5 protein-coding genes and 2 pseudogenes are annotated in these 8,207 nt (G+C 37.7%); 4 read left to right on the top strand and 3 right to left on the bottom strand.

Going from position 1 to position 8,207, the window contains the following annotated elements:
- Positions 1 to 212 precede the first annotated feature (212 nt).
- Positions 213 to 869, bottom strand: a complete 657-nt coding sequence (locus tag ACJAZP_RS19385) for a hypothetical protein (RefSeq protein WP_415232387.1) — start codon at positions 867 to 869, stop codon at positions 213 to 215.
- Between the two features lie 428 nt (positions 870 to 1,297).
- Here ACJAZP_RS19385 and ACJAZP_RS19380 point away from each other — a divergent pair.
- Positions 1,298 to 1,966 (top strand): annotated as a pseudogene (locus ACJAZP_RS19380) (Fic family protein); the annotation flags it as partial.
- Positions 1,967 to 2,420: 454 nt separating this feature from the next.
- Here ACJAZP_RS19380 and ACJAZP_RS19375 read toward each other — a convergent pair.
- Positions 2,421 to 2,609: a pentapeptide repeat-containing protein gene (locus tag ACJAZP_RS19375; protein ID WP_415232388.1), complete on the bottom strand. Its 189-nt coding sequence runs from the start codon at positions 2,607 to 2,609 to the stop codon at positions 2,421 to 2,423.
- Positions 2,610 to 2,656: 47 nt separating this feature from the next.
- On the opposite strand from ACJAZP_RS19375, the pseudogene ACJAZP_RS19370 reads away from it, so the two are divergent.
- The 3 genes and pseudogenes from ACJAZP_RS19370 to ACJAZP_RS19360 form a co-directional block, all read left to right on the top strand.
- A pseudogene (locus ACJAZP_RS19370) lies at positions 2,657 to 2,872 on the top strand (Fic family protein); the annotation flags it as partial.
- Positions 2,873 to 2,968: 96 nt separating this feature from the next.
- The gene (locus ACJAZP_RS19365) at positions 2,969 to 5,203 is read left to right on the top strand and encodes an ATP-binding protein (protein ID WP_415232386.1); all 2,235 of its coding nucleotides are present in this window, start codon (positions 2,969 to 2,971) and stop codon (positions 5,201 to 5,203) included.
- 2 nt (positions 5,204 to 5,205) lie between these two features.
- On the top strand, positions 5,206 to 6,369 hold the full coding sequence (locus tag ACJAZP_RS19360; protein WP_415232385.1) for a hypothetical protein: 1,164 nt from the start codon (positions 5,206 to 5,208) through the stop codon (positions 6,367 to 6,369).
- Positions 6,370 to 6,389: 20 nt separating this feature from the next.
- On the opposite strand, the gene ACJAZP_RS19355 is transcribed toward ACJAZP_RS19360, so the two are convergent.
- Positions 6,390 to 7,988: a DNA cytosine methyltransferase gene (locus tag ACJAZP_RS19355; RefSeq protein ID WP_415232384.1), complete on the bottom strand. Its 1,599-nt coding sequence runs from the start codon at positions 7,986 to 7,988 to the stop codon at positions 6,390 to 6,392.
- Between the last annotated feature and the right edge of the window lie 219 nt (positions 7,989 to 8,207).

Below are 8,207 nucleotides of genomic sequence, written 5' to 3'. Positions count from 1 at the left end.
TGACTCAATACCAATTAAAAAAAGTAGAACAATTACTCAATGATCGACCAAGAAAATGCTTAGGCTTCAAAACTCCAAATGAAGTCTATAATGAACTAGGTGGTGCACTTCCAATTAGAATCTAAGTGTCGATAATCACGTTCAAAAGGATGGGTGTCTCAATAAGAGCCTGGAAAATGGTGATTTTATGTTGTTTTGAGCCTGATAGTTGATTAACTAATCGGTAATGATAATAAATAGTTTACCAACTGATAAGGCATCGCAAAGATATTCCAAAGGTAAATACTAAGAGCGAAACAAAAGTATATTGTGCTAATTTTTTCTTTGTGCCTATGGAAAAAACGCCCTATGGTATTATTTTGCGTTTTTTGATCTTTAGAAAAAGATCTTTTTATGCCCCATCCAAGCCACGCTAATAGCAAGCCATAAAGCCCGAAAAGAAACGCTAAAGCCGTTTCGGATTCTTTAAATATAGAGGTTGCTGCAACTCCAATTAGTATACCTCCTAATGCAATGAATATTGTCGTAAGAGGCGCAGTTAAAAACTTACTGACAAATTTAATAAGCCAATTAGTCCTGCTTTTTGAAGATGTATCATCTGGCGCAGGCATGCACAAAATCATTACTCCCCACATTAGCAAAACTGGTGGGCATGCATCCAAAATTGCATCTACTAATAGACTATCAATGGAAAATTGATCCTGAATAAATATCCCCTGCATTGCCAACCAATCACCGTAAGACAATCTATGTAGAAATGGCAATAAATTGTATGTTGATACACTGCATGCCAAGAGGATGATTAGCAACCATAGGTCGGCTAATCCGCTTTGCAGGTTTCTTAGGGTATTAATTAATTTGTGTAACATTATTTAGGTCCTTGTTTGTTTGATTTCCCTATTAGTATGTTAAATTTTTAGTGGTATTGGCAAATAGACCAAATTTTTTATTTCTCCCAAAGAAATAGAAAAAATAGACACTTAGCTTTGTTCCTTCCCCCGTCAATTAGTGATAATTATTATCATTATTCATCCTCCTTGTTTTGTGGACTGTTTTCGTACTCGGTGTACGAGTTTCCGACTTAACTATTTCGTTAAATCGGAAAGGCGTCGTTAATTTGATTTTATATTGTAGGGTAGTTATTCCCAATTTCGATTGAGGTGTGCGAGTTTCCGATTTAATTATTTCTTTATGTCGCAAAGCTCCCATAAACTTGACATTGATGTTGAAGGCATTTACATTTATGACTTAGTATAAATAATATACTAAGTCATAATTTTGGGGCTTTTGCGATTTAATGAATTTGTCTGATTACAAATCTGGTGGTTACCAACAAGGTTACGATTATAAGTACTTTGTACCCAGTAAGATAAACCAAACATGGATATTGTCAGATCCACAGTTACAACATCTATTAGGTGAAGCTGATAGAGCCGTTGGTGCTTTGTCTGCTTATTCAGAAGCAGTGCCAGATGTGGATTACTTTATTCGTATGCACCTTAGTAAAGAAGCGACTCAATCAAGTCGTATTGAGGGTACACGCACAAATATAGAAGAGATTTTTCTTGATGAGCAGGATATTGATCCTGAGCGACGTGATGATCGCAACGAAGTTATAAACTATATTTCTGCTAGTAATAATACTATCGCCAGACTTGACGAATACCCTCTGTGTAATCGCTTATTGAAAGACGCCCATGAAATATTAATGCAAGGTGTTCGAGGTCAGCAAAAGCTACCCGGTGAATTTCGTTCTAGTCAAAATTGGATAGGAGTGAATTTAAAAAACGCTATATTTGTGCCTCCTCATCATAGTCTAGTCGTAGAGCTGATGAGTGACTTAGAGCTGTTTTTGAATAACGACACAAGTGCCCCACATCTGATAAAAATTGCTATTGCTCACTATCAATTTGAAACGATCCATCCTTTTCTAGACGGTAATGGCAGGTTAGGTCGATTAATGATCGCCTTATACCTCTCAAGTTTTAAGCTGTTACATAAACCAGCCCTTTATCTATCAGACTATTTTGAAAGAAACAAAACAGAATACATAGACCGCATGATGGCCGTCAGGTTGTCTAATAATATGAAAGAATGGTTAGTGTTTTTCTTACAAGGCACACTTGAAACCGCGCAAAATTCTATTCAGGTTCTAAAGGACGTCGTCGCTTTAAAATCCAGATTAGAAGCCACCTTTCTGCCTGTTTTTAGTCCACGTAGGCAAGAAGGAGCACAGGCATTGATGCGGCATTTATACCAAACACCTGTCGTAACCGTCAAAGGTGTAGCGGAGTTATTAGATATACAAAGTAATACAGCTGCGGCACTTATTCGAGATTTTGAAAAGCACGGTGTATTAACCCTCTTGTCGTCAAAGAAGCGTAATCGGTCTTATGGTTTTTCTGAATATATGAGTTTGTTTAAAAAACAAGCTCAAGTGGAACCAAGCAACCAGGTAGATGACAACCAGGTAGATGACAACCAGGTAGATAACAACCAGGTAGATGACAACCAGGTAGATGACAACCAGGTAGATAACAACCAGGTAGATGACAACCAGGTAGATGACAACCAGGTAGATAACAACCAGGTAGATGACAACCAGGCAGATGACAACCAGGTAGATAACAACCAGGTAGATAATAGTGTAAAGAAATTAATCTCGATCTTCTCTGGGGAGCTTAGTAGAGTTGAAATCAAGTCGTTACTCAATCTGACTGATGGTGAATACGCTCGTCAGCAATATATTGCGCCATCATTAAAGCTGGGGTATATCGAAATGACGTTGCCTGATAAGCCAACTAGTAAACTACAAAAGTATCGACTGACGAATAAAGGTAAAAATTTATCTCGTTACTTAAATTCCGTGTAATATCATTTATCTTGCGTAGGGTAATCATTATAGAAAGGCTTACGTTTCGAGTTGATTTCAATATTTATACAAGTCTCAAAATATACGAGTAAATAAATGACAAGCGACAATGAAGCAAAAAATTCGTTTTCTTTACGTCCTAAAGCAAGAATATTAAAGACTCTAGGCGAAGAACTGATCAGTAGTGAGACAGTAGCTTTGATCGAGCTGATTAAAAATTCATACGATGCTGATGCGAAAAATGTATTAGTTGAATTCACAGGTGAAATAAAGAAAGGGAAAGGCTGCATTATCGTAAGTGATGATGGACACGGGATGAATCTAAATGTTGTTCAACAATCTTGGATGACTATTGCTACATCAAATAAAAAGTATAAAACAAGTAGTCAGAGTGGAAAAAGAAGAGTTTTAGGCGAAAAAGGAATTGGGAGGTTCGCCACGTCAAGAATATCGAGCGAGCTAGAATTAAGCTCCCGAATCAACGCTAGTGAAACAGAAATATATACACTATTTGACTGGTCGCAATTTGAAGATGATGAGCTGTATCTCGATGAAGTCTTGTTTTTAACTGAAGAAAGAAAACCGGAAGATATTATTGAAGACTCTTCAATCCGAAAATTACCAACTAGTAATCTACAAGAACAGCTTACTGGTACTTTGCTAAAAATGAGTAAGTTAAAGCACACATGGGAAAGTAAAGATTATAAAGAGCTTGAGCGAGGGTTATCTCGTTTGATTTCGCCATTTAGCCCAATTAATGATTTCAACATTTATCTGAAAAAAGGTGAACACGGCCACCTAACTTTGAATCGAATTGAGCCCCCCGAAATAATTAAATACCCGCACTATATGGTTAAAGGAAAAGTTGGTTTTGACGGTCAATTTGAATATGTTATTAGTGTAGAAGCATTGGGTGAAAGCATTCCAAAAAATGGGCATTTTTATAGAAAAAACATAAAAGGTGAATGGTTGATTGAACCTTTGGAGAGTGCTGCTGATTTAGAAAAAAATCAAGAATATCGTGCAATTGAGTGCGGCGCTTTCGAGTTTGAATTACGAATTTGGGATAGGGACGATTTAGGTAATGTTGAGCAAAAAATTGGTGCTGGCATTAGAAGTATTCAAAGTGACTTGAATGCGATAGCAGGGGTGAATATATATCGGGATGGCTTTCGTGTTCTACCTTATGGTGAACCCAACAACGACTGGCTAAGATTAGATTTGAGGCGTGTCCAAACTCCAACCAAACGAATATCAAACAATCAAATAACTGGATATATAGCAATCACTGCTGATGGCAATCCCCATTTGCATGATAGAAGTAATAGAGAGGGTCTAGATAATAACTCTTCATATAACGACTTAAAGCAAATAGTGACGTTAGTTTTATCTGAATTTGAAAGTATTCGATATGTATCCAGAAGACCCAAAACGACTAAGGGACAGGGGCAGCAAGATAACGAACAAGGAGGACTGTTTGATGAACCTGACTTTTCTGCTGTTAAAGATTCAGTTCAGAAAGGAAAATCAGATTCCGGTGAAACGCTCCAGTTGCTTAGTAAAGTTGAAGCTGATTGGAAGAAGCAAATCACAAATTTACAGAATGTCTTATCTCAATATCATTCATTGGCAACGCTAGGTGGCATAGTAGATAAAGTTTTACATGATGGCAGGCAACCACTAGCCGCAATTCAAGTTGAAGCTGGTTTAGGTAAAGAGCAGGCCGAAGATTGGGCAGTGGAGTGCGAGTTAATAAAGCCTAATCAACTAAAACAGTTAGAAGTTGGATTTGAAAAAATAGTCAATCAAGCATCTGTATTGTCAGATGTATTTAGGAGAGTTGAACCATTTGGGGGTCGTAAAAAAGGGAGACCTAAAAAATATTATATTGAAGATTTAATTAAGAGCACCTTCGACATTTATGAACGAGACCTTAAAGCCGAATCAATTAGCTTCGAATTGCCCAACACCCAAACATTAGTGAGCACCGATGTAACCGAAATATCGGAGATTTTTACTAATTTAATTACCAATAGTATCTACTGGCTAGGGCGGGTACCAAAGGATAAACGAGCCATACATGTTACGCTTGATAGGTTAAATGATGGGGGTTTAGAAATTGTATTTGCTGATACCGGTCCTGGTGTAGATCCAATTTTAAAAGATAGAATATTTGAGCCATATGTTGGCAGCCGTCCCGGAGGGCACGGCTTAGGTCTATGTTTAGTCGGCGAAATAGTTAAGGGGTATTACAACGGAACTGTAGAGTTGCTGGATTCTAATTCAAGTGTTGGAGCAGTGTTTCGATTAGTCATGAGAAAAAGGGTTTAATAATGACAGTAAGGCAATGGAATATATTAACGGTTGATGACGAGCCGGAAAGACAAGATGAATTAATGCGAGTTTTAAGCTCACGTATGGACGATAATGAGTTCCTTTTCACACGCGTAAATTCATTTGATGAAGCAATCCCAAAAATTAAAACTAGTCGCTTTGACATTGTATTTTTAGATGTACATGAAGATAGAGGAGATCCTGACCCCGCAATTGCACCTGCAGAGGAAGATCAAAAAGGGGAAATACTTTTAGAACAAATAAAGAGTACTTTATTTGTTCCAGTAATTTTTTATACTGGGTACCCCAAAAAAGTAGAACACTTAGTAAGCCCATTTGTAAAAGTGGTAGCTAAGGGGACTGCAAATGATGTTTTAAGAACTGCAGTAAAAGACATTTTAGCCACGGGTTTACCAGAATTAGCTAAACATATTGAAGAAAAAAGTCGAACGTATATGTGGGAATCATTGGGTAGTGTTTTAAATGACTCACAAGCTAAAGTAGAACCGACCGATTTATCATTATTAATGGCCAGAAATTTAGCTAAAAACCTATCTCAAAAAGTCGTAAAGGATATTATTGGAGTTGATAGCAATAAAATTAACCCGCTTGAAATGTATCTATTTCCACCAGATCCAACTAGGTGTAATCCTGCAGATATATTTCTGAAATCAGATGGTAGTTATTGGATGATACTAACGACTGCTTGCGATTTTGAGCAATGCAAAGTGGAAAATGTATTGATGGCACGGGTTATTCCAATCTCAGAACATTCTTTATATTCAGAATGGCTGAAACAGAAAAATATATTTGAAGAGTTAGTCCCTGATAAGAAAAGAGAGAGAGCCTCTAAAAAGCCTCTTAATGAGGCCATGGATAAAGTGCGGCGCTTGGTAAAAGGGCAAACCAGTGAGCGGTATAAATTCTTGCCTGGAACTTTCTTTTTACCTGATTGCATTGTTGATTTTCAAGCCCTTGCGAATGAACCAATGTCTGAAGCAAAAGGATACAAATTGATTTGTAGTTTGGATAATCCTTACCGTGAAGAGCTATTACACTTATTTTCTAAATATTATGGACGAATCGGTACCCCGGATTACGATATAGAAGCACTTTGGAAGAATATTGATTCCAAATTTAATGAAATCCCCCAAGTGGGTTAAAAGGAATTATTTGTATATCTTCAAAATAGACTAAAAACGACACTTGCTATTTGATGTGCTAAGTAAGGCGGAACGGCATTCCCTACCTGTACATATTGTTGAGTTCTTGTGCCAACAAAAAAGTAGTTGTCAGGGAAGGTTTGAATACGTGCCGCTTCTCTTACTGTAAAGCTTCTGCATTGGCTTGGGTCGTAATGAATATAGTAATGACCATCTTTGGATATATGGCTTGTTACTGTGGTGGCTGGGGTGTGAGATAGCTGTACTCTGAAACGGTCGGCAAATTTTCCACTACTAAAGTTTTCATGATTCGGTTTTAGTAAGTCTGGATAATCTTTGGATTTTGGGAATGGATTATCCCATTTATTCTTTTTAGCAACTATTGCCCATGTGCTACAAAACATATATCTGTAAAGATCTTTTTCGATATGCCCACGAGTTTCGTAATTGACCACATAATTACCTAGCTTCGTATCTTTGTACCAGTTTTCTAAAGCGGTATTATTTTCAATCGATAAGCTTTTAGTTTTCTTAACGCCAAAATTACTGCCCTGTTTTTGCCTAGGCACATTTATTTTATCAATGACCTTTTCTATATTCTGCGCTATTGATTCAAGCCCAGACTCTCTAAGTGTTTTGGAAAGTATTGCTTTTGATCCTTTGAGTGTTTCAACCCAGCGTTCATCGGAGTTTACTCCTTTGGATAATCCACTTCTTAGCTTTGGTAAATCATTAAGAACGTCTTGTGTTGACGTTTGAGTAGCAGATGGCTTTAGAACTAGCTCATTGTCCCATTTGTCGGCAATGTCTTCTCGCAAACCAAGTAAAATAACGCGGTGTCTGCGTTGTGGAATTCCAAAGTCCTCAGTTTTGATTACGTAATTTTTTGCTGCTGTAATTTCATCGTGACCTGCTTTCACACCGTTTTCTGGTGAAGGGCACACTAGGGAAACAATGCGATAATTGTGGCGAACTCTTCCTTTCTTCGCCCTGGTTTTTGTCGCTTTACAGGGGTTATGAAGATCTTTTCTCATGTTGTCGAAAAGAGACTCGCCATTGATTTTTGCCGATAGAAGGCCTTTAACGTTTTCCATTACAAAGACTAAAGGTTGATACTTGGCGATTACCTTTAAGTACTCAAGATACAGAAAGCTTCTAGGGTCATCTTCGGCTTTGTAGTCTTTTATTCCAAGATTTCTGGCACGACCAACTAGTGAATATGCCTGACATGGTGGACCACCAATAAGCATGCACTCATCAGAGCCAATAGCGTCTGCTATTGCAGTATCAATTTTCTTGTTGTCTTCACCGAGTGTAAAACATCTGGCTTCTTTTTGTGCGGCGCTAACTTGCTTTGCAAAACGTTCTATTTTGTAGAGTTGGTCTTCTGGGTTTTTACCTAATTCGCCTCGAAGAAATTGATAATATTCTTCGGGTGTATCGTCACCAAATTGTCGATAAAAAGCTCGAAGCGTAAGGGTTCGATGTGCACTGGTTTCTTTTTCAATAGAGATGGCTATTTTAAAAGGGTTAGATGCATTTTCTTTATAAGCAGAAAATCCTTCCCCAAGACCGCCAGGTCCAGCAAAGAGGTCAATTATTTTTATTGGTTTTGTCATTCAAAATAGCAATGGAAATTTTGTGCAGTATCATACCAGGATAATAGGCCTAATCCAGTATTTATAATTTTTAGGTCGGCCTCGCCGATGCCCTTGTCTTTTGATTTACCCTCGCATGTATGTTCGCCAATTATCTTGTGAATTTAGTAGGGCAATTTACAGGACGTAAATTGAGTTTGCCATTGCCGGGAGCAAGTGCAAACGACCTGCTAAATTTGC

Source organism: Psychromonas sp. (genome assembly GCF_047632955.1).
Classification (GTDB): domain Bacteria; phylum Pseudomonadota; class Gammaproteobacteria; order Enterobacterales; family Psychromonadaceae; genus Psychromonas.
The sequence above is the reverse complement of the archived record's forward strand: the minus strand, read 5'-3'. Positions and strand labels throughout refer to the sequence as shown.